The 20316-nt window shown below is 68.0% G+C and carries 23 protein-coding genes and 1 tRNA gene; 4 read left to right on the forward strand and 20 right to left on the reverse strand.

What is annotated here, in order from left to right:
* Positions 1–383: 383 nt before the first annotated feature.
* From AB0J24_RS16775 to AB0J24_RS16790, 4 genes are all read right to left on the reverse strand, one after another.
* Positions 384–1529 (reverse strand): FtsK/SpoIIIE domain-containing protein, encoded by a 1146-nt coding sequence (locus AB0J24_RS16775; RefSeq protein ID WP_358682016.1) that lies wholly within the window; start codon positions 1527–1529, stop codon positions 384–386.
* An 81-nt stretch (positions 1530–1610) separates the two neighbouring features.
* The gene (locus AB0J24_RS16780; RefSeq protein WP_358682019.1) at positions 1611–1988 is read right to left on the reverse strand and encodes a hypothetical protein; all 378 of its coding nucleotides are present in this window, start codon (positions 1986–1988) and stop codon (positions 1611–1613) included.
* A gap of 230 nt (positions 1989–2218) precedes the next feature.
* Positions 2219–2479, reverse strand: coding sequence for a hypothetical protein (locus AB0J24_RS16785; protein WP_358682021.1), 261 nt, complete (start codon positions 2477–2479; stop codon positions 2219–2221).
* Positions 2476–2667: a hypothetical protein gene (locus AB0J24_RS16790; RefSeq protein ID WP_358682024.1), complete on the reverse strand. Its 192-nt coding sequence runs from the start codon at positions 2665–2667 to the stop codon at positions 2476–2478. The genes AB0J24_RS16785 and AB0J24_RS16790 overlap by 4 nt, the downstream gene beginning before the upstream one ends.
* A 127-nt stretch (positions 2668–2794) precedes the next feature.
* On the opposite strand from AB0J24_RS16790, the gene AB0J24_RS16795 reads away from it, so the two are divergent.
* Positions 2795–3019, forward strand: a complete 225-nt coding sequence (locus tag AB0J24_RS16795) for a helix-turn-helix domain-containing protein (RefSeq protein ID WP_358682027.1) — start codon at positions 2795–2797, stop codon at positions 3017–3019.
* Between the two features lie 266 nt (positions 3020–3285).
* Here AB0J24_RS16795 and AB0J24_RS16800 read toward each other — a convergent pair whose 3' ends face one another.
* The 8 genes from AB0J24_RS16800 to AB0J24_RS16835 form a co-directional block, all read right to left on the reverse strand.
* Complete coding sequence (locus AB0J24_RS16800; RefSeq protein ID WP_358682030.1) at positions 3286–3654, reverse strand: helix-turn-helix domain-containing protein; 369 nt, start codon at positions 3652–3654, stop codon at positions 3286–3288.
* Between the two features lie 86 nt (positions 3655–3740).
* Positions 3741–4091 (reverse strand): hypothetical protein, encoded by a 351-nt coding sequence (locus AB0J24_RS16805; RefSeq protein ID WP_358682033.1) that lies wholly within the window; start codon positions 4089–4091, stop codon positions 3741–3743.
* The gene (locus AB0J24_RS16810) at positions 4091–4813 is read right to left on the reverse strand and encodes a hypothetical protein (protein ID WP_358682036.1); all 723 of its coding nucleotides are present in this window, start codon (positions 4811–4813) and stop codon (positions 4091–4093) included. Before AB0J24_RS16810 ends, AB0J24_RS16805 begins: the two co-directional genes overlap by 1 nt.
* Before the next feature lie 1914 nt (positions 4814–6727).
* On the reverse strand, positions 6728–6961 hold the full coding sequence (locus AB0J24_RS16815) for a helix-turn-helix transcriptional regulator (protein ID WP_358682039.1): 234 nt from the start codon (positions 6959–6961) through the stop codon (positions 6728–6730).
* An 889-nt stretch (positions 6962–7850) separates the two neighbouring features.
* Positions 7851–9011 (reverse strand): bifunctional DNA primase/polymerase, encoded by a 1161-nt coding sequence (locus AB0J24_RS16820; protein ID WP_358682042.1) that lies wholly within the window; start codon positions 9009–9011, stop codon positions 7851–7853.
* Complete coding sequence (locus AB0J24_RS16825) at positions 9008–10087, reverse strand: ATP-dependent RecD-like DNA helicase (RefSeq protein ID WP_358682045.1); 1080 nt, start codon at positions 10085–10087, stop codon at positions 9008–9010. Before AB0J24_RS16825 ends, AB0J24_RS16820 begins: the two co-directional genes overlap by 4 nt.
* A 110-nt stretch (positions 10088–10197) precedes the next feature.
* Positions 10198–10404, reverse strand: a complete 207-nt coding sequence (locus AB0J24_RS16830) for a hypothetical protein (protein ID WP_358682048.1) — start codon at positions 10402–10404, stop codon at positions 10198–10200.
* A 54-nt stretch (positions 10405–10458) separates the two neighbouring features.
* Positions 10459–10680 (reverse strand): hypothetical protein, encoded by a 222-nt coding sequence (locus AB0J24_RS16835; RefSeq protein ID WP_358682051.1) that lies wholly within the window; start codon positions 10678–10680, stop codon positions 10459–10461.
* Positions 10681–10973: 293 nt separating this feature from the next.
* Here AB0J24_RS16835 and AB0J24_RS16840 point away from each other — a divergent pair, with 293 nt between their 5' ends.
* Positions 10974–11480 carry a hypothetical protein gene (locus AB0J24_RS16840; protein WP_358682053.1) on the forward strand — a complete coding sequence of 169 codons (507 nt, stop codon included), beginning with the start codon at positions 10974–10976 and terminating at the stop codon, positions 11478–11480.
* Here AB0J24_RS16840 and AB0J24_RS16845 read toward each other — a convergent pair.
* From AB0J24_RS16845 to AB0J24_RS16855, 3 genes are all read right to left on the reverse strand, one after another.
* A complete protein-coding gene (locus AB0J24_RS16845) occupies positions 11462–11746 on the reverse strand; it encodes a hypothetical protein (protein ID WP_358682056.1) in 285 nt (94 codons plus the stop codon). The genes AB0J24_RS16840 and AB0J24_RS16845 overlap by 19 nt on opposite strands.
* Positions 11747–12271: 525 nt before the next feature.
* Complete coding sequence (locus tag AB0J24_RS16850; RefSeq protein ID WP_358682059.1) at positions 12272–13057, reverse strand: tyrosine-type recombinase/integrase; 786 nt, start codon at positions 13055–13057, stop codon at positions 12272–12274.
* A 194-nt stretch (positions 13058–13251) separates the two neighbouring features.
* Positions 13252–13328 (reverse strand) — tRNA-Thr (locus tag AB0J24_RS16855).
* Between the two features lie 519 nt (positions 13329–13847).
* On the opposite strand from AB0J24_RS16855, the gene AB0J24_RS16860 reads away from it, so the two are divergent.
* Both AB0J24_RS16860 and AB0J24_RS16865 read left to right on the forward strand, forming a co-directional pair.
* Positions 13848–14234, forward strand: a complete 387-nt coding sequence (locus AB0J24_RS16860) for a hypothetical protein (RefSeq protein WP_358682061.1) — start codon at positions 13848–13850, stop codon at positions 14232–14234.
* Complete coding sequence (locus AB0J24_RS16865; protein ID WP_358682440.1) at positions 14206–14835, forward strand: hypothetical protein; 630 nt, start codon at positions 14206–14208, stop codon at positions 14833–14835. Before AB0J24_RS16860 ends, AB0J24_RS16865 begins: the two co-directional genes overlap by 29 nt.
* A 451-nt stretch (positions 14836–15286) precedes the next feature.
* Here the strand turns inward: AB0J24_RS16865 and AB0J24_RS16870 are convergent, their stop codons facing one another.
* From AB0J24_RS16870 to AB0J24_RS16890, 5 genes are all read right to left on the reverse strand, one after another.
* On the reverse strand, positions 15287–15676 hold the full coding sequence (locus AB0J24_RS16870; RefSeq protein WP_358682064.1) for a type II toxin-antitoxin system VapC family toxin: 390 nt from the start codon (positions 15674–15676) through the stop codon (positions 15287–15289).
* Positions 15673–16011 (reverse strand): AbrB/MazE/SpoVT family DNA-binding domain-containing protein, encoded by a 339-nt coding sequence (locus AB0J24_RS16875; RefSeq protein ID WP_358682067.1) that lies wholly within the window; start codon positions 16009–16011, stop codon positions 15673–15675. Before AB0J24_RS16875 ends, AB0J24_RS16870 begins: the two co-directional genes overlap by 4 nt.
* Positions 16012–16220: 209 nt before the next feature.
* Complete coding sequence (locus tag AB0J24_RS16880; protein WP_358682070.1) at positions 16221–17372, reverse strand: DNA polymerase III subunit delta'; 1152 nt, start codon at positions 17370–17372, stop codon at positions 16221–16223.
* Positions 17369–19306 carry an MFS transporter gene (locus AB0J24_RS16885; RefSeq protein WP_358682073.1) on the reverse strand — a complete coding sequence of 646 codons (1938 nt, stop codon included), beginning with the start codon at positions 19304–19306 and terminating at the stop codon, positions 17369–17371. Before AB0J24_RS16885 ends, AB0J24_RS16880 begins: the two co-directional genes overlap by 4 nt.
* 181 nt (positions 19307–19487) lie before the next feature.
* Complete coding sequence (locus AB0J24_RS16890) at positions 19488–19922, reverse strand: hypothetical protein (protein ID WP_358682075.1); 435 nt, start codon at positions 19920–19922, stop codon at positions 19488–19490.
* Between the last annotated feature and the right edge of the window lie 394 nt (positions 19923–20316).

The raw sequence follows: 20316 nt of genomic DNA on the forward strand, positions 1-20316 counted from the left end.
CCCGCCCCCGGCCCCCCCCCCGATCTTTACCCCCCCTTTCCCCGCGCGGGGGGGGGGCCCCCCCCCCCCCGGCCGCTTCCGCCTTCGGCGGCGCGGCCGGGCCGGCGGCCCTGGACCCGTTCACAGGACGCCTCCAGCGGGGGCCTCGGCTCCGGACAGGGGGCCGCCCCCGCCCATCACGACGGCATCCCAGGGACAGCACGGCCGCCGCAGGACCCGCAAGCCTGCGGAGGTCGGCCGGCGGTACGGGACGGGTGTTGCGGGCCCTACAGCGGCCGTGCACGCGCTACGCGTGCCGACGTGACGGACAGGGGCTCGAACCGGAGGTTCAAGAACCATCGCGACCTGCGGGCGCTCAGGGGCTTTAGGGGAACGCCAGGCACTCACGCGGCATCACTGATCCGGCGGACGTACTCGCTGTAGCCGCCTATCCACGGTGCCCGGACTCGGGTCAGGGGCCGGCCGGGCGAGGACACCAGGGCCACGCCCGGGACCGAAGATGCGTGAGCAGCAGCGGTATCGGGATCAGCGTCGGGGTGTAGCAGCTTGACCGCGTCGGGTCCGTCCACTCGGAACGAGACCCGGGTAGAGCACTGGCCGCGTTCGGTGGAGCCGATCACGGCTGCCTCGGCTCGCTGGGCAACGAGGATGACCCGAAGGCCGGCCTTGCGGCCCTCGGCGAGCAGGCGAGCCACCAGGGCCCGGACTCGCTTGCCGATCTTGGGGTCGGCAGCGTCGAGGTAGCGGAGCAGTCCGGGGTACTCCTCGAACACCAAGAACCGCAGACCCTCGGACTCGGGCAGGCAGTCCCGATCACGAGGGATACGCTTGATCCGCTGGTCCATCTCGACCACCAGCCGGTGCACGTGGTCGGCGATGATCTCGGGATCAGACAGTCCCAACAGGGACCCTTGGAAGGGCCGGAGCAGGATGCCGGACGGGTCTACACCGGTGACGGTGACGCCGTCGCGGGCGGCGAGCTGGGAGAGCAGCGCGTACAGGAACGCTGACTTCCCGGAGCCTGTGGCGCCCTGGACGGCCAGGTGCCCCAGGTCCGCAGGGCCGGCGGTGAGGTCCTGGCCCTGCTCATCGGTACCGATCAGGACGGGACCGGTCAACGGCCCCTCAGGCAGGCTCAGGACCCGGTCAAGCGGGTCCTCGGTGAGCAGAGTGACCAGAGCATGGGTGAACCCTCGGGCCTCGACCCGAAGGCTCTGAGCACCCATCGACCGGGCGATCCGCCGACCCTTGTCCCTGATGTCCTCCACCAGCATCCCGGGCACCAGCCGGACCGACAACACGGTCGGCGCGGGAGCGCAACCACAGGTTCGTTCCTCGGTCGCGTGCTCCGCACAGCGGCCCCCCAGAGTGACGTGCTCGATCCTCGGAACGACATGGGTAACCCCGGTAACCGTGTCCCGGTCATCGGTGAGGCCGATCGACTCACAGACCCGGGACCAGGACTCCACCAACCGGTCCACTTCAGCTTGGTCGGCTCGATCCGGAGCCGTCCGGCGCCACCAGAGCACAGATTCTCCTCAGACAGAAAGAAAGCCCGACCAGCTCCGGGGAAGAGAGCTGGCCGGGCCGGGAAGGGGACGGAACAGGGGTTACGCGGCCTGATCCTTGGCGCCGCGCTGGTGACCGGTGTCGATACCGCTCGCACGGAACGACATAGCCACTCGGTTGGACCGGGAATCGACGTACGGGACCGCGACCAGGTCACGGAACGCCACCGGCTGACCCATCTGAGTCTCCGGCGGGGTAGCGCTGGGGATCTTCACCGCAGCGATCTCGGCCCGCTGAGCTTCCGGGTCGTTGACCAGGACGTCCACGACGTACAGCGGGAGACCGGTGTCCGGATCGGTCGCCTGGTTACCGGACCGGCGACGCTCACCGTTGGACAGCTCCACGTACTCCGCTCGCTCGGCAACCTTCCCGGTGCCGATGAACTGGACCTTGCTGGTGTCGACAGGGATCGATCGCATGACAGTCTTCTCCTACGGTGTGGTTTCTCAGTGTTGGTGAATAGCCCTGCGGGCTCAGAATGCGAACAGCGCGAGAATAGAAAGAATCAGTAGTGCTCCGGCGGCGAGAGCGAGGACGACCCGCTCCGTGCGCCGTGACGGCGGAAGAATCGGGGCGTAATACAACGGTCCGTGCGGCTTGCTCCGGTCCAGGCGGTGGCGACCCTCAGAGTTGCCACCCCAACACCGGCTCACAACAACCGCCCTCGGCGACGATGCTCATGATCGATGTCGACCCGGACACCCTGGCCCGGGTGGCCGTAGTGCTCGGCTAACAGCCGGGCGCCGTCCCGGTAGGACCGAACGCGCCCGATCACCTCCTGATCCTGGTTCTCCACCGAGTAGGCAGACCCGTCCCGGACGATCTCGCCCTGCCAGCCCTGGCCCGTCACCAGACCACGGCCAGGCCGGACCACGTCCACGAACACGGTGAGCAGCAACAGCATGGTCATCGCGGGTCCTCACAGACAGCCGCGCGGACCGAACCCAGCAGGAACCCCGCCAACCAAGAAGCCGCTTCCTGATAGACCTCCAGGCCGGCTTCCTCCGGACCCGGCTCCACCACGGCGATCCGCTCCCAGACCGCCTTGGTGATCGTGACCTGGACCGTGGTCTCAGTCAGTGCTGACTCGGTACCCATCCTCACTCCGCCTGTCCCATCGGTTCGAACGGTTTCATCGGTTACGGACGACGCTAGCAAACTGTTCCATCGGTTACAAGCGGCAGGTTGGTTTCGCCTTCCGACCTGCGGATGAGAGGATCACCAGGTGCCCAGGGACCAGCGACTACTGCGCTCCAGCGAAGTCGCCGCTGCCCTCGGAGTGAGCCGGACAACGATCTTCCGGTGGGTCAAAGACGGTGTGATCACGCCAGAGGTCACCACGCACGGCGGGCAAGCTCGGTTCGACCTGGAGAAGGTCAAGGCGCAACTGGAGGCGTCACGCCAGACAGAAGGGCCCGACCCTGAAGCCGGGCCCTCGGGCAGAGCTTAGCCCTGGTCAGTCAAGAGCGCCGTGGCCTGGTCGGGCCAGACGCTCGCCGTGATCGGTCGGGACTCATCGCCGTCCCGGATCACAGGACGATGATCGTCGGTCCAGCCGACGACCGGAAAAGCCATGCCGTTCTCAACGGCGTAGCCGATAGTCACAGTCTGAGCAGTCCGAGACTGCGAAGCCTCACAACTGCCCTTCGGGTTGTTGTTCTGAATGTTTCTCACCTCCTTTCGGTCGCGAGCACTCCGTTGCGAAGCGCCGGAAGGCTAGCGTCCTTTCGGTTGAGTCTGGTCAACGTTTACACGCGGTTTGGCCGGCGAAGCCTTCTCGGCCGCCTTCCGCGGCTTGCGGGTCGGCTGCTGTCGACCCTTGGTGTCCGTGATGGTGGTGGGGACGTTGCCAATGTTGGCAACGTCGTCGTTGCTCAGGTCCAACTGCACAGTTTGACGAGACACACCAAGCGTGTCCGCGATCTCCTGTTGAGTCTTCCCATCGGCCCGGAGACCGGCAACCAGGCCGCGCCGAACCTCTACGGTGAGGTTCCTACGGGCCAGGTTCAACGTGTAGGCGAGAGCGTTCTTCTCGGCAGCCTCTAGAAGGCCCGTTCCTGCCTCAGGAGAGCGAATCTGAGACACTTTTATCCCGAGGGTAGGTAATCACCCTCGGGAATGATAAGACGCGCTCTACGGGCCTTCTGAGGGCCCAGCGCGGGGTCTGAGGGCTACATTCCGTCTCTGATCTTATCGACCAGAATCCTCTGGTCCTCGGTCCACGGGTCCAGGATCATCTTGGCGCCGAGATGGCCATCAGCGGCCATCGTCCTGAGGTGGTCCATGCCTGCGTTGAAAACCTGATCAGAGGTAGCGGCAGCGTTCCACTGGTCACGCTCGTACTCGGCCTCGGCCTCATCTACTGCTCGCCAGGCTTCTAGGATCTGCTCCGCCTGGTAGGCGAGTCTCATCGCCTTCCGGGCGTCTCGGGAATCCTCGATCTCTACGTCTACGCCGTCAGGCTTGATGATGATCTCGATGGTGCTCGTTACCCGGGAGTTGTGCTTCCAGGGCCAGCCCATCAGGCGGCGTCCTGGAGCTGTCGCAGATGGTCCCTGGCATCCGACGGCGTCGCCAGCCGGAGCCGGGCGCCGGCGGTCACCAGCCCGAGGAACGGTGAGACCGGAGCAGTCGCTCCGTCCTGGTGCACTGATCGTGCAGCCTCCGCGAGCTGTCGCGAGTCCTCGAACTCAGCGAGCCTGACCAGGAACGACTCTCCGGGCACCTTAGGCTCTCGCTCGCTCAGGATGGCGAGATAAGCACCCAGGATCGTCCGGAGCGTGTCAACCTCCTCCCGCGCGGCCACCAGCGCGGTAGCGGTCTCGACACCGAGAGAAAACAGGTTGGCCGACCGGAGCTCCGGAAGCCCGGCCAGGAGCGGCCCGACCGTCTGGGCCTGCCGGTCGTAGGCGGCGATGACGGTCTCCAGCAGCTCCGGCTTGTGTTGCTTGAACGCGTTCATCAGGACCGACCCGCGAGTCCGGTTGATCTCCTGGGCGACCGGGCCCGCGAACGCGTTGTGCTGCTCAACAGCGTGGACGTACTCAGCCGCTGCCTTCTGGAACTCCTGGTTGGTCCTGGCAGTCATGATCCGATCCATCACGGGCATCGCCGGAACGTCCACCGTCCACCGGTAGGCGTCCACGGCCCAGGCGAAACCCTCCGGCACCTCCAAACCGGCGGCCTGGAACCGTCCCGGAATCTGAGCGTAGTCATTCAGCTTGGAAATAGTGTCGATGTTCATCGGTGGAATCCTCCGTTAAGTCGGTCGAAAATCATGTCGAAAAAGGCAGTGCGGTCACGATCCGCAGACGGGATCGGGTCACCGGCTCCGTGGCCGGCGGATGAATCAGTCGCTCTCGGGCGACCGTCAGGATGATCCGTCCGACCACCTCCGGGGGAAGGTCGGCGATCGTACTGCTCAGGCGCCTTAGCGTTCTTTGGGTTGTCGCTCAGAAGCCCGTACTTTCGGGCTTCCACAGCCGGAACGCCTTTCAGCATCCCGTAGAGGTACTGACCTCCTGGGGTCAGTGGCTTGTCACTAGTCATTGCTATTGCTCTCGATCTCCCGTGAGGCCGGAAGGCCACGAGGGTCGGTAACCTGGTCGGTTAACTCCCGGAATACCGGGTTCTGGAGGAGGAGGGAATCCGGGCCGCATCGCTCCACGATGGCGGCTCGGTACTGGCGTAGTTGTTCTCGCCGTAGTTCGTGTGGTGAAGGTCCACCAGTCTTGGGTTTCCGGTTCTTAAGCTTGGCCACGAGCAGGCTTTCTGTGCCAACGCGCGTGGGCCGCGACTCTGGCGCTGTCCTGTCGGCTCATCGGAGCGACCGGAGGTCGCGAGGACTCGTGGCGGCCCCGTGGGTTGCCACTCATCGGGCCGGCGTCTTCTCGCTCGGGTACTTCGTCGTCGGGGTGCGGGAGCTTGAGGCCCACGAGGATCTGGCGGAGCGTCCCTCGGTGCTGGCGTAGCTCGCTCACGACGGGGTGAGCAACCACCTGCCCCTGAGAGCCGCGTGCGGTGAACGCCTGGCCCTCGGCGATCCAGGCGGCTTCCATCGCCGCGATGAGGTCCGCCTCTCGGCAGGCGTCCTCCAGCATCCGGACCTCGCCCGGAGCGAGGTCGTACACCTTGATGATCTCGGTCCAGAGTTTCTGGCCAGCGGGACCGAGGCCGCTGGGCTGGTCTGTGTCCAATTTAGTCCTTTCGGGAAGTCCTGGGAACGTCTGCGACGTACAAGATCTTTTGGCCGCAATACGGGGCGGCCTCGCGGGCGGGCGGGAGGGGTACACCCCCCGGGCCGGCGCTGCTGGTCGGCGCCCCCCCTGAGCTCTGCTGCAAGCTCTGCGGCCACGCGCTCCCAGTGCAGCCGGAGCGCTGCCTCTGCCAACCGCTGCTGTAGTCCTGCCACTAGCAGCGGCGGAAGCTGCTGTGCCACTGCACGCTGCACTGCTGCTGCACGCTGTGCGTAGTCCTGCTCTGCTCTGCTGCGCTCTGTACCCAGAGCGCTACTGTCCTGTGCTCTCATTGCAAGCCCAGCGCACGCGGCGGGGCCGGCGGCCCGTGCAGCACCCGCAAGTCCTGCTGTGCCTCTAGCTCTGCTAGCCCGTCCTCGTTGTCCGGCCCCCGGGTGCACCTGTGAGGGCGGCGGGGGTCCGGCCGGTACCACCGCAGGCAGTACCTCAACGGGCACTGGACCGCGCCCGGGGCGGTCCGGACCTTGCAGTCCTCGCAGTAGACGGCCCTGGGGTGCGCCGACCCGGGCAGGGGTAGACCGCACCCGGAGCAGGGGCTACCCGGACCCTTGTCCGGGATCACCTTTCACCACGCCTGGACTGTTCTTTAAACCGTTGCCGGAAAATCTCGTTCAACTCATCACCCGCTCGCCGATCGGCATCGATCCACTCGGCAGCGGTTTCCAGGGCTTCTACCCGTTCGGTGAACAACCGGATTATCTCGGGATCACGCTCAGAGGCTTGAACTGATCTCAGCTTCTCCCGTCGCCGAGCGAGTTTGTTGGCGAGTGCAGAACAGAGGGTTGAGCAGTACGGTAGATCAGCAACTATAGGTTGATCACAGCCTTCCCGGCCACAAGGCTCCTTTGACCCGGTGAAAGGCGGGCGAGAATCCTCGCGCTGCTCAGAACCGCTTGTCCCGCTCACTCGTCGATCCCGCCGCGCCTGATCCATTCCTGCTCCACGCCGGCGCACCGGGCGAGCCGGGCAAGAGACTGTTCCGACGGTGACGCGGCGCCCGAGCACCAGCGGTACAAGGTTTGAACGGAACAGCCCAGCCGGGCGGCCTTGGCTACCTGACTGTTCTCAGGCATCAGCGACAGCGCGGCTCGGACACCGAACGCTGTCTTGGTCTTCTCTACAGCAACGCTGTTCATGGCTCCTGCCAGGTGTTGTTCAAGCATTTGGGCATAAGAAAGCCCCGGAGGTAGTGAAACCTCCGGGGCTCAGGTGAGAGGACTACGCTCCTAAGAGCGCTCGCTGATCTTCTCGGTGAGGGGCCAGGGACCTTACCCCTCTATTAATACAAGGAATTATCGGGACAGTTTAAGCAGAATTCCGGCCTGTTATGAAGTGACTTCCATCACCCGTGATCGGGCGTCCGGAACCCTCACCGCCGTGGCACGGCTTCCGCTGCCGGCGCTTCCGCTCACGCTCGTAGCGCTTGCGGCACTCGCTGTGCTCGCACACCTTCCTGGGGCGTCCCGCCGTCTTCGGTCGAGACCACAACAGGCACGGCGTACAGCAGCACTCCATGGTCCGCTGCCTCGCGCCGTCCCAACCGGTGAAAGCCGGCCTGACCGTGACATCCTGCTCGGTCACGGCACAGACCCATGGCTCGGTGCTCAGCTCCAGTAGGGGCGCTGAGCAGTACCGACAGTGCTCCGGGTGGTTCGGAGCCTCACCGTTGACTTCCTCGTCGTTGGCCTCCACGAACCACCCGATGTTGGGTTCGTGGGTCAGCTCCGGACCAGGAGACCGGTAGTCGGTCACCAGGCCCGAAGGCGGTGGGCCTCGGTGGTCGATCTCGTCCTCATCGGCGTCCTGAATGATCATCTCATCTCTTCCTACACTGTTGCACTATGCAACCATCAACGCTCTGACCTGCGGAAACGTCCTGTATCCGCATACATATATAGGCGGGGCTCCTCTCACCCGCCCTCATCGCCTATATACGATCTCGACTGGGGGGAGCACCCCCAGGCGCCGGGCTTCCGCCGGGTCCCGGCCCCTGAAGGCCCCCTTAGGTGCAAATGATCTTGCTGTCTACTGATCCAACCTCCAGTGCGGCACCCAGTGGTCGCCCTCCAGCGTGTACTGGCCAGACCCGGAGTGCAGGAACCCGTCCGCTTCCAGCTCTGCGAGGAACCTGGAGACCCGGGACTGGTCCACCTTGATCATTTCCGCCATCACCGTCCCCGCTGTCCGGACGACGAACCTGCCGTCGGGGTCCGGCCTGGCTGACCGGGCCAGGACGGAGACCAGCTCCCGCTTGTTGCCTTGGTTCTTCTTGCAGGTGGCGTGCGCCCGGTCGGCCCACTCAGCAACGTCCGGGTCCACGTCCCGGTGGCGAGCCGAGAACGACGGCCGGCACCGAGGGTTCTTGGCGGCGAACAGCTTCGTGTAGTGGAGCTGCTTCTCCAGCTCCGGATAGTCCGTGCCACCGGACTCCAGGTACGCCTCCGTGATCTTCTGGTCGTACTGGTGCGGGTCCTCCCCGAGGAGGGCCGCGTCCCGGAACACCCGGAACGCTGCTGACATCAGAACGTCGTGCCGGCCTCCGGGGCCGGCCTCGGCCACCCGCTGTAGCTCCCGCTTGAGCTGGTTCCGCACGAACCGCTTCTCCCACGTGGCAAGCCGCCCACCCGGAGACTCTTCGAACCCCACGGCCTCCAGCTCCGGGGACTGCCGCGCGCGCCAGACCTGTTCCAGCGCCGCGGGTAGCGGAGCAGGTTCCAGGATCGGGCGTTGGAAGTAGTAGGGGACCTCGATCTCCCGCTGGTGGTCTCCTGTCAGCCGGTACGAGCTGGCCGCCTTGACCGGCTTGCCCGTACCCAGGAAATCGATCCCGGGGAACAGGCCGCCCAGCGCGGTGGACGACCGCAGCGACTCAGCGGTCCGGAAGTACAGGTGCTTATTGGCTGGTCCAGACGGTGTCTGCACCGTCAGGGTCGGCGGCAGTGCTCCGAACGCACGCTCCAGCGCTGCGAGATCCCCACCTCGATCGGCATCGATGTCGATCACTACAAACCCGGACGGCAGTGCGACCCCGAACACCCGGACCTTCGGCAAGAGGTGTTCGAACCCCGCCATCATCGCGGGGTTGGGCCAGTTCTTGAAGCCGTTGCCTTCCACGGTGTAGGGGAACAGCGGCAGGCCGAGCGACCGGTAGTGCTCGATCGCCCGCTCCCTGGTCGCGGACCTCATGCGACCACCGCCACCTCAGAGCGGGCGCGGGTCACCGCCGTGTACAGCCAGCGGTGACTCGTCCCGGTCCATTCACCCTGCTGGTCGGCCACCAGGACCTTCGGCCACTCCGATCCCTGAGCCTTGTGGCAGGTCATCGCCTCGGACCAGCTCGCCACTACGAACGGCGACTGCTTCAGTGCCTCGTCCAGACTCTTCTGGTTGACGAACCCCCGAAGATCCAGCGGGAACATGGTCCCGTCGTCCAACACCACGGTCGCCATATCGGGGACCGCGTCCGCCACCCGGAGCTGATCGACCCGCACGATCATCCCGTTGAACAGCCGACGCTCACGATCGTTGCGGAAGATCATGATCTCGTCACCCGCCACCGGGAGTCGGGTCGGAAGCCCACGTGCCTCCCGGACCCGCTTCACGTAGTGCCACCGCGACTTGTTCTGCGACACGATCACCACGTCGTACTCCTCCGGCCGCACATCGTCCGGCGAGACCACGATCTCGGCCGGCAGTGGCAGGCCGCTGATGGCCGCCTCGGCCGCAGCCGTGATCAGCGGAGCCTCCGTCGATCGGTGGTTCCGGGTCAACCGGTGGTCCGGGTCCTGGTCGGCGAACAGCGGGACCAGGCCCGGCGGGGTCTTCCCGACCGGCGGAAGCTGGTTCGCGTCGCCGACGGCCAGGATCGGCCGACCGAACTGGAGAAGATCCTGCGTGACTTTGGCGTCCACCATCGACGCCTCGTCGACGATGATCAAGTCATGCTCGGTGTCCTCAGCCGGGATGAACATCGTCCGTTCCAGCTCGTCGATCCGCCGGATGGTCCAGTCCGCCGCCGCCGGATCGAGATCCCCGTACTTCAGCTCGAACTCCAGGCTGTTCCGTTCCTCGATCAGGTGCGGCAGCGGCAGGTACCAGAGCTGATGCAGGTTCACCGCCTGCGGGAGGCCTTTGGACCGCAGGACGTCCGACGCCTTGCCGGCCAGGGAGGTCACCGCGACCTTGAGATCCTCGTGTTGCTCCACGATCGTCCTGATGATCGTGGTCTTCCCGGACCCCGCCGGCCCCGAGAGTCGAAACACCTGCGGCACCTTCGGGTCCGCCAACCGCTCCGAGAGCCAAGCACCGACTGCGGCCACAGCCTCGGTCTGGTCCGGGTCCAGGGTGAGCGGACGCTCCGCAACAGCGGTGCTCACCGGCCACCGGCCCGGGTGAACACCTCGAAAAGATCGTTCTTGTAGACCGCGACCGACCCGGAGCTGTCGATCGTGGTCGTCAGCCCCAGCAGCTCCAGAGTCTCGATCATGTCTCGTGGGGGCTTCCCACAGTTCTTGGCGACCATCCAGACCGGCGTCAGCTCCTGGTCCGGCTGCTCCGGCTTGCTCCATACTCGTGTCATCACTTCTCCTTGATTATTTGATCTTGCGTAGCAGCGGCAGACGCTCTGCCGCGATCACGTCAGCAGGACGATCCGTCCGTCCTCGTCGTCCAACAGCGGGTGGACCGGCATCTCGTGTCCTCGGACGAACTCGACGTACCTCATCGCCTCCTCGTGGGTGGCGAACTCGAAACAGATCGTTCCGGCCGGCGCCGGGACCGTCCTCGCGTCGAGCTGTCGGCCGCCCATCCGCTTGGCGGGGCGGAGCAGGTAGAAGTCAACTGGGTTCTCGATCATGGTCAGTTCCTCTCATGTGTAGTGATCACTTCCTTCTGGTCGGGACGGCCCTGGGCGGTGATCGAAGATCACCACCGTGGTCACCCCGTTCGGGGTGGCCCTGGTCGGCTCGCCCCTTGGCGTTTCCGGTAGCACGCTCGGCTGTTGCACGTGACCCGGTCGCCCTCGGGAGCCGGCCAGAGCCAACCCCCTGTCTGCCTCCCGGCAGTCGAGGCGACAGTACCGCTACATAGCTAGCTAGCACCAGCACCGATTGAAAGTTGCTCTAGTTGGAGCAGTGCTAACCTGGTCGCATGCGAGAGACAGAGACCGTGGTAAGCCCCTATGAGCTGCTTCTGACCAGGGAGGATGGCCGGATCGTGGAGGTCACGGTCCGGGCAGTGGGTACCGGAGAGCTAGACCTAACCCAGCTACAACAGGCTTGGCGCGCGCTCACTGACAAGCTCAGGCACGATGAGCTCCGGCAGCGGAACCGTCGTCGGTTCCTGGCGAGCCGGGACGACGCGGACCATGACGTGCTTGCCCGACTGACTGCGGCCTGGCAGGCAGCCGGCGGCCAGCTCACCGATGAGTACCTGGCCACGCTCGCCATCGCCTATGAGGAGGTCTCTAAGCTTCCTGGCCGAGGCGTCCTCGATGATCTCGCCGTGGCCATCGGCCGGCCCATGGCCACAGTGAAATCCCATGTCGCCCGTGCCCGGGAGGAAGGCTTCCTGACCCCCACGAGCAAGGGCCGTAGCGGTGGCCAGGCCACGGCCCGTGCCCGGGAACTGGTCAGTAGTCAGCTCGGGATCGAGTGAAGGACAGGCCTCTCCCAGCGGACCACGTCCCCGTAGCCGGCGGACTCGTGGAACCGCCCGCACTCGGGTCCGGTGCACCAGAAGTCCATCCGGATCATCGTGTGCCAAGCTTCCTGGTGATAGAACCCGGCCTCCGGGCCACACCAGGTCTCGATCTCTTCCCAGCATCCGCCCCGGAGGAAGTCGTCCAGCCGGGCGTACAGCGATGCGTCCGGGCCGGTTACTTGGATACTGCTCACCACCTCCAGCCAGCGCTCGTTGGGCATGCTGGCCCGGAGTAGCCAAGACACTTCGTCAATAACAACCATCGGGACTCCCAGAACAGCGAGAGAGCCTTTTGCTCCCTCCTGTCTTAGAAGACGCCTGGCGCCGTTCTGAGGTTGTCATAGAATCGGAGCAACCTTCCTCGCTGGAGAGCGTCTTACCGTTTAGGGGCTAGCGAATTACTGGAGACAGGTAGAAACGCTAGTCGCCCGAGGCGTAGAGCTGGACGCCGAGCGAGCCGGCCAGATCGACCGTGGGGACAAGAGCTACGTAGCGATGCTCGCCGCACGGTGCGTGGAGTTGAGCGAGTCCGGGGTAAGTGTCAAATCTGACACTTCCGGGAAGGTCTCCGCAGGTCAGTTCGCTGATCGCTCCACCATCACCATCAACACAGTCAAGGCGTACATCGCTGTTTGGGACGCGATGGCGGATGCTGATCGGGTCACTAATCGGCAGTCCATGAGTCCTGGTGACGAGGATATCGCCGATCTTCCGGATAAAGTCTCTACTCACAGGACGAACGATCATCAGAACCGATCTCCCAACCCGAGGCGCCGGTGAGCCTCTTGGGCTCGTTCATCGGCGGCCGAGGCGCCGTAGCGGTCCAGCATCTGGCGGGACCGCCATCCTCCCAAGCGCATGAGGTCCCCTTCGGAACCGCCTGACAAGCGCCAGTAGTGGGCGAAGGTGTGGCGGAACACGTGAGGGTGGAGTCCGGGGACGCCGGCCTCCCTCCCGAGTCTGCGGATCATCTGTCGGACCCCGTCGGTGGTCAGCGGGCCTTCCCGGCTGACCCAGAGCGCGGGCCAGTCGTCCCGGCGGGTCCTGAGCCATCTACGCACGGCCAGCTCCGTCTTGTCTCCCCAGTAGACGGTTCGGGACCGGCGCCCTTTGCCGTACACGAGACCCGGGTCGGCTCTGGTCATCGAGACCAGCTCGGAGACCCGGACCCCGGTGTCGAGAAGCACCCTGACGATGGCTTGGGTCCTGCGGTCCTTGGTCAGGAGAAGACTCTTGATCTCGGTCTCGGACAGGACCCGGACGGGCTTCTCCGGCACCGCCGGGGGCCGGAGCCGGTGGAAGGGTGATGTCTGGATCTCGTCCTCGTCCTCCAGCCACTTGAACAGCTGTTGGAGCCGCCGGTACAGGCCGGCGACGTAGGAATCCGAGACCCGTCTACCGGTCCGCTGGTGGGGCGTCTCGGCGACCGCCACCAGGAACCGCTGAAGGTCCCGATGGGTGATCTCCGCGACCGGGTGCTCATCACCCAGGTACTCGGCCAGCTTCTCCCCGGCCTGGAGGTAGACCTCCACCGTTCTGGGCGCCCTGTTCGCGGCGCACAGTGCCAGCCGCCAATCAGAGACCGCGACGGCCAGAGTGACGGACCCCGGAGAGGCAAGCGCCCTCGGTGCACCGTCCTCGGAGGGACTGCGTGGGGCGCGACGATGGTTCATAGTGCGTAGCTCCCGGACCAGTGGTTGATCTAGTCCGGGAGCGTTTGCCCTGATGGAGCCGCCTGCGGGAGTCGAACCCGCGACCTACGCATTACGAGTGCGTTGCTCTGGCCGACTGAGCTAAGGCGGCGTGCTGCGGGCCAAGTGTAGCGACCGGCCCCCGTCCCCCCGCGTCACCCCTGCCAAAGTTGATCGGTCGAAAGAGGGGCGCGTCCTCCGGATCACCCACGTGACCCCGTTCGGCCCGGTGCTGATGCGGTGGGTGGCGATCGGTACCGGGTCGGGTGCAATGGTCTCGCCCAGCGTGCGCCCACCCCCTTCTCGTCAACCTGGCCTGACGGCCGGTCGAGTGCGCCGTACCCGATCTGCAACGAACCGATGTTTGGTGCAGGGGAACGGGTGACCGGGGATTCGTCGAGCGTCTGCGGGCGCGAAGGCGGGGCGCCGTGCTCGCGTGATCGGACGGGTCGGCGACGGGGCGGGAGTGATTCTCGAAGGTCCCCGTGGGATCGATCACGCTTGACTATTGTCGACTAATTCAGGTTAGCCTAACTTCAGTTCGAGCCGCCGACCCGGGCGGGCACCCCTGAGAAAGACCCACGGCGCCGTGTCCCCGACGCGGGCGGTCGCCGCGATGAGGAGGATGACGATGACACGATCCGGACGGCGCACAGTCGTCGCGGCAGCCGCGCTGGTGGCCCTGGTCCTACTGAGCGGCTGCGCCCGCGACGAGCGCCCCACCGGGGCCGACGCCGGTGCGACCCGTGTGGTCGAGCACGTGATGGGCAGCACGGAGGTGCCTGCAGACCCACAACGGGTGGTGCTGGCCTTCCCGGCGTTCCTCGACACCGCGCTGGAGGTCGGCGTCGTGCCGGTCGCGGCTCCGCGATCACGCTCGGGGTTCCCCGCCTACCTCGGCACGGACGGCGCCGACATCGCCGACATCGGCGCCTACGACGAGGGGGGGCGTCGACACCGAGCGGATCGGCCAGCAGGATCCCGACCTGATCCTCTACAACCAGCCGGCCGGGCGTGAGCTCGACACCGCCAGGCACGACCAGCTGAACGCGATCGCACCGGCGGTCCCGATCCTGACCGGCGAGCAGGACTTCCGACGGGTGGCCGCTCAGGTCGCCGAAGCGCTGGGGCGGGCGGACCAGCTCGCCGAATCCTCTGCCGCCTACGAGGAACGCCTCTCCCGGGTACGCGCCGCACTCGCCGAGGTTCCCGACGCAGCACGGCCCGTGTCCCTGCTCCGGATCATGGGCGACCACGTGCGGGTGATGACCGCGGGAATGGACTCGGGACGCGTGATGACCGAGGCCGGGCTCACCCTGGCCCCACCGATCCCCGGCGCCCAGCTCACCGGTGGTGCCGGCGGGGCGAACCAACTCTACTACGAGACAAGCCTGGAACTACTGCCGGAGGCCGTCGGCGACTACGTCTTCACCTACAGCACCGAGGACGGCGTGCTGGAGGCGGCGACCCGGCTACCGGTGTGGCAGACGATCCCCGCCGTCCAGCAGGGGACGCTGTTCGAGGTCGACTTCGAGGTCTGGATGCGGGGCCAAGGCTACCGCGCGGCGAACGCCATACTGGACGACATCACCGAGGCCTACGGTGTTCGCGTCGACTGATCGTGATCTTTGACCTCAGTGAGCCGCTGTAATCGAGCTGATGCAGATGGTTCGGAGTGTCGGCGGGACATGATGCGGCCTTCGTCCGCGACCAGACTCAGCTCGACACGTAAGTGGGCCGGGCCGTACGGACACCTGCCGCCCGGCCGACCGGAGGCGAAGGACGGGACCACCGACGCCCGCCGGCGCCACCGCAGCAGTCAAGCTGTAGCCGGCCACCCGCACGGCCGGTGTCTCAGGCCGACGCGTGGGTGTCCACGGGCCAGCGCACGGCCGCCAGCCGTTCTGTTCTTTCACTCCGTCCAGGGCTCTTTCACTCCGTCCAGGACCTGCCCGACCCGACCAGCCCCGCCCGGGTCACCACCGTCGGCGAGGGCATCCACCGCTCCCACGGCGCATCACCCGAGCACGGGCGCACCGTTGCTGCGCGGCCAGGGAGGCCTCGGTGTTCCTACCGGATGAGTTCGATCCGCGTGCTGCTGTCGAGGTCGGCCCAGGCGCGGTCGCTGGTCAGGACGGTGTCGGCCTCGTCGGTGGTGTGGGCGGTGGCGAGGCAGGCACGGTCGCCGAGGGACAGCCCGGCCGGGGCGGTGGTGGTCCACAGCAGCCCGGCCTGTACGGCCTGGTGCGGGGTGAACGGGGCGAGGTCGATACCGAGTGCGCGGATGGCTTCGGTGGCGGTCACGGGGTCGGGGTGGCCGCGTCGGGTCAGGGTGGTGATGACCTCGGCCCAGTTGACGGTGGAGGCGATCACGCCGGGCAGCGCCGCGGCGACGCGTTCGTGGCCGGGTTCGCGGTAGATCAGGGCCAGGATCGCGCTGGCATCAAGGACCACGCTCACGGCGCACCACCGTCTCCGACCGGGGCGCCCGTATCGGCGATGGTGGGTGGGGTGTCGCTGTCGCGGGCGGTCTCGGCGCGGCGCTCGGCCAGGAGTTCGTCGACGGCGCTGCCGGTGATCCCGGCGGCGGTGGCGGCGTCGATCGCCTCCTGCTGGATACGGGCCAGCAGGTGCGCCCGTTCCTCGATCACGACCCGGCCGTGGTCGAGGTAGAGCACCAACCGCGACCCCGGTTCGATCCCCGCCGCTCGCCGCAGCTGTGCCGGGATCGTCACACGCCCGTCTCGAGTGGCGGTGACCTCCCCGGACGGCACCGGGCCATCAACGACGGACACAGTCGAACCCTAGCAGCCGGACCTGCAGAAACCTCGCCACAGACTTCCTTGTTGCGCCACCGCAGGCACATGGTCGCCACGAAGCGCGGATCGACGACGCGAGTGCGGCCGAGATGGCGAGTCCCGCGGCCGGGAAGTGCGACCCCGTGCGCGGGACCGGAAGTGCCGCGGGGAGCACGTCGAGCAGGACGGTGCGGCTCAGCGGCCGGTCATCCCCGGTGCAGGGCGGTCATCATCGCCTCGACCGCGATCCGCGGCTTGACGTTCTGCTCGAGCGCCTCCCGGCAGGCCAGCACCGCCTCCAGCCTGCGCAGCGACGACTCCGCCCCCCATTCGGACGCGGCGAGCCGGACCTCGCGGTCCCGGTCCGGGTTGGTCAGCGGCACCTGCGCGCCGCACGCGACGACGATCGCGTCCCGGTAGAAGCCGGCGAGGTCCACCAGGGCGCGGTCCAGGGCGTCGCGCTGGGTCCGGGTCGCACGGCTCTTCTGGCGCTTCTCCAGGTCGCGCTCGGCTGCCTTCGCCGACCGGGCGGCCGTCGCAGCGCCCTTGCCGGTGCCGCCGGCACCCATGGCGACGGCCAGTTCCTCGCGTTCGGCGTCGTCCCGGGAGGACCGCAGCTCCTCGGCCTCACCCTCCGCGGACCGGATCAACGCCTCGGCGTGGAAGAACGCATCACCCAGGCGGCGCAGTTTCGTCGGCACGCCGAGGATCTCCTCCCGGCGGGCCCGCGCCTGGGCGTCACGCGCGAGGCGCCGGGCCCGGCCGACGTGCCCGCCGCACACCGACGCCGCCCACTGCGCCTGCTCCGGATCGATCCCGTCGCGGTCGCGCAGCACGCCGGCCACGGCCTCGGCGGACGGGCTGCGCAGATGCACCATCCGGCAACGGGAGCGGATCGTGACCGGGACGTCGTCGGGGTGGTCCGACGGTGCGCACAGCAGGAACACCGTCTCCGGGGCCGGCTCCTCGACCGCCTTGAGCAGCGCGTTCGACGCGCCCTCGGTGAGCCGGTCGGCGTCGGCGATGATCACGATCTGCCAGCGGCCGGTCGCCGGACGACGTGCGGCGAGCTGCACCAGCGAGCGCATCTCGGCGACCGAGATCGACAGGCCCTCCGGGACGACCTCGCGCACGTCGGAGTGCGTGCCGGCCAGCACCGTCCGGCAGGACGCGCACTCACCGCAACCCTGGTACGGACACTGCAGCGCGGCCGCGAAGGCCCGCGCCGCATTGGAGCGCCCGGAGCCGGGGGGCCCGGTGAACAACCAGGCGTGTGTCATGGCGGTGGGATCGGACGCCGCCGCGCCCAGCTCCGCGACGGCGGCGGGCTGGCCGACGACGTCCGCCCAGACGCTCACGGCCTTCCCTCCGGCACGACGACACCCGGCGCCCCGGGCAGCAGCGGCAGCACACCGTCCCGGACACGGGCGGCGACCTCGTCGCTGTCACCGTCGGCGTCGACGACGACGTGCCGCCCCGGTTCCGGGCCCAGGGCGCGCGCCAGCAGCCGCTGTACCCGGGCGTGCTCGACACCAGCCACCCCGGGCTCCGGGCGGGCCGGCGGCGCCCGGTCCAGCAACACCGTCAGATCGGGGCGCAGGCCGCCGGTCGCCCAGCGGGCGAGGCTCTGCAGCTCGCCGTCGTCCGGCCCGGTACCGGTCTGCTCGGCGGCGACCCCGAACCGGGCGAGCGGCCCGGCCACGAAGCGGTCCACGACGACGACCGCTCCGGCGGCGAGCGAGGGCCGCACCACCCGTTCGACGAGGTCCGCCCGTGCCGCGGCCGCGGCGAGTGCCCTCGCGCGCAACCCCGCGAGCTCGGCCTCGGCCCCGGCCTGCTCGGGGTGCTCCGGCTCGACGACGTCGTACCCCAGCCCACGCAGCGTGCCGGCGAGCCGGCGTGCCTGATCGGCCGTGTCCTGCGGTGTCGCCCCCTCGACCGCGATCAGCACACCCGCGCCGGTACGCCGCTCACCGGAGCGCAGCGCCGAGACCAGCTCCTTGACCAGGGGCTCGAACCCGCGGTCGTCCATCTGCCGGTAGGCGATGGTGCCGACCACCGCGGCGATGAGGCCGCCCCCCGCCAGCACGAACCGGGTGCCGTCGACCAGGAACTCGGCCCCACCGACGGTGATCGTCCGGGCCGCGACCAGACCGACCACGACCGGCACCAGTGACATCGAGCCGAGCAGCACCAACCGCACCAGTGACTGGACGAAGGCGTTGATCCGGCCCCGGATCCCGTCGGCGACCTGGGTGCCGATGATCGTCAGCCCGGTGAGGAAGGCGATCCCGGCGAAGGCACCGACGAACATGACCGCGGCGATCGCCATGAACAGGTGCACGGCCACCGAGACGACGACGAGCGACAGTCCGGCGGCGACGATGGCGGTGCCGAACAAGCGGTTGTGCGGCAGCCGCTGGGCCAGCCGCGGCCCGATCCCCATTCCGATCGCGAGCCCGGCGAACACCGCCCCGAACAGCACCGAGTACGCGGCGTCACCACCACCGAGGCTGGACGCGTAGAGCTTGGCGGTGGCGATCACCGCGCCGCCCGCGGTGAAGGCACCGACGATGCCGATGACCAGGCCGCGCACCAGCGGGGTGTCGACCACGAACCGGAAGCCGTCGCGGAGCAGGAACAGCATCGACGGCGGCGCCTGCCGCCGGTCCGCCGCACTCGTCCGCCCGGACACCTCCGGGATCCGGAAGAACACGACCAGCGCGGAGGTGAGAAAGGCGAACGAGTTGACCAGCAGCGCGATGTGCACCACCGTCACCGGATCGGTGTCGACGAGCGGGGCGACCTTGCTGACCAGCGCGAAGAGCCCGGCCCCCGCGAGGACCGCGACGCCGTAGGTGACGACCAGGCCGAGCTGGGCGGCGGCCTCCATCTGGTCCGGCCGGCGCAGCAGGTTGGGGACCGCCGAGTCCTTGGCCGGGATCCAGAACATGGTGCATAGCTCGATCAGCAGGGTGACCACGAGCAGCCACCACAGCGACCCGACGAACGGGATCGAGATCAGCAGGCCGAACTTCAGCAGGTCGCAGGTGACCATGACCTTGCGCCGGTCGAACCGGTCGGCCAGCACCCCGGCCAGCGGCCCGAGCAGCAACGAGGGAAGCAGCTTCGTGGCGACGACCCCGCCGAGCGCGAAGCTCTGCGCGGTGTAGCCGGCGCCCGCCGTGAGATGCGTCGCCAGCGACGTGAGCGCCAGCAACGACATCCACTCACCGGTCGAGGTGAGCGCGGTGACCGACCACAGCCTGCGGAACGCGGGGATCGCCAGCACCGAGGAGATCCGGTGCGCGGTGGAGGCGGGCTGCGGTGACGCGGGCGTGGTGATCGCGGCTCACCTCCTCACGGATCGCGACCGTGGCGGACAACGATTCTCGGGAACTCCGGGGATCGGGGGCGCCCTGACGGCCAGGGTAGTCGGGACGTCCGACGGTCCGCGGGCCGCGCCCGGCGCCTCAGAAGATGGTCGACAGCGTCTGGACGACGATCACCAGGTAGATCGCCACGAAAGCCAGGGTGAACGCCCGCGCGCCGTGGCGTCCGCGGGTCAGCCGGGAGAAGCCGATCAGCCCGGGCTCGAGTTCCACCGGCGGGCGGGCCGGCACCGCGGGTGGGCGGTAGATCAGCGCCTGCGGTTCGGTGCCGCCGATCGGGCCCCGGGGGGAGGGCAGCCCGCGGGACGGCTCGGCAGGTGCGCGCCGGGGAGCGGGCAGGGTAGGGCGCCCCGGGTCCGGTGTCCGCGGCCCGGGAACCCCTGTGCCGCGGGGCACCTCGAGCGAGACGGGGCCGGGGTGCGGCACCGGTTCGCCGTCCTCCGTCCGGGGCGCGGCCGGAGCGGCGTCACGCCCCACCCGCGGATCGGGATGTTCGTCGCAACCGGTGCCGGCCACCGGGCCCCTGTCACCCGCCGGATCACTGTCGGCCGCGGGGCCCCTTCCGCCCGCCGGATCACTCTCGGCCACCGGATCGCTCTCAGCCGCCGGCTCGCTCTCGGCCGCGGGGGCCCTGCCGCCCCCCGGATCGCTCTCGGCCGCTGGATCGCTGTCCGCCACCGGGACTCGGCCGGCCCGAGCGGAGGCCAGCCGTGCGGCCTCGCGCTCGGCGACCAACCGCGCCACGCCCCAGCGTCCCTCGTCGGCCGGGGCCGGCGCGGTGCGCCTGCTCCTCCACCGCACGGCCATGCTCGCATGCTAGGTCGTGACCAGCAGCGATGCCCCGTCCCGAAGCGCTTCACCGCCGATCCACGCCCGACCGGGTGATGGTCGTGCCCGGCCGACGGACCAT

Source organism: Pseudonocardia sp. NPDC049635, assembly GCF_040659795.1.
In the GTDB taxonomy this organism is placed as follows: Bacteria; Actinomycetota; Actinomycetes; order Mycobacteriales; family Pseudonocardiaceae; genus Pseudonocardia.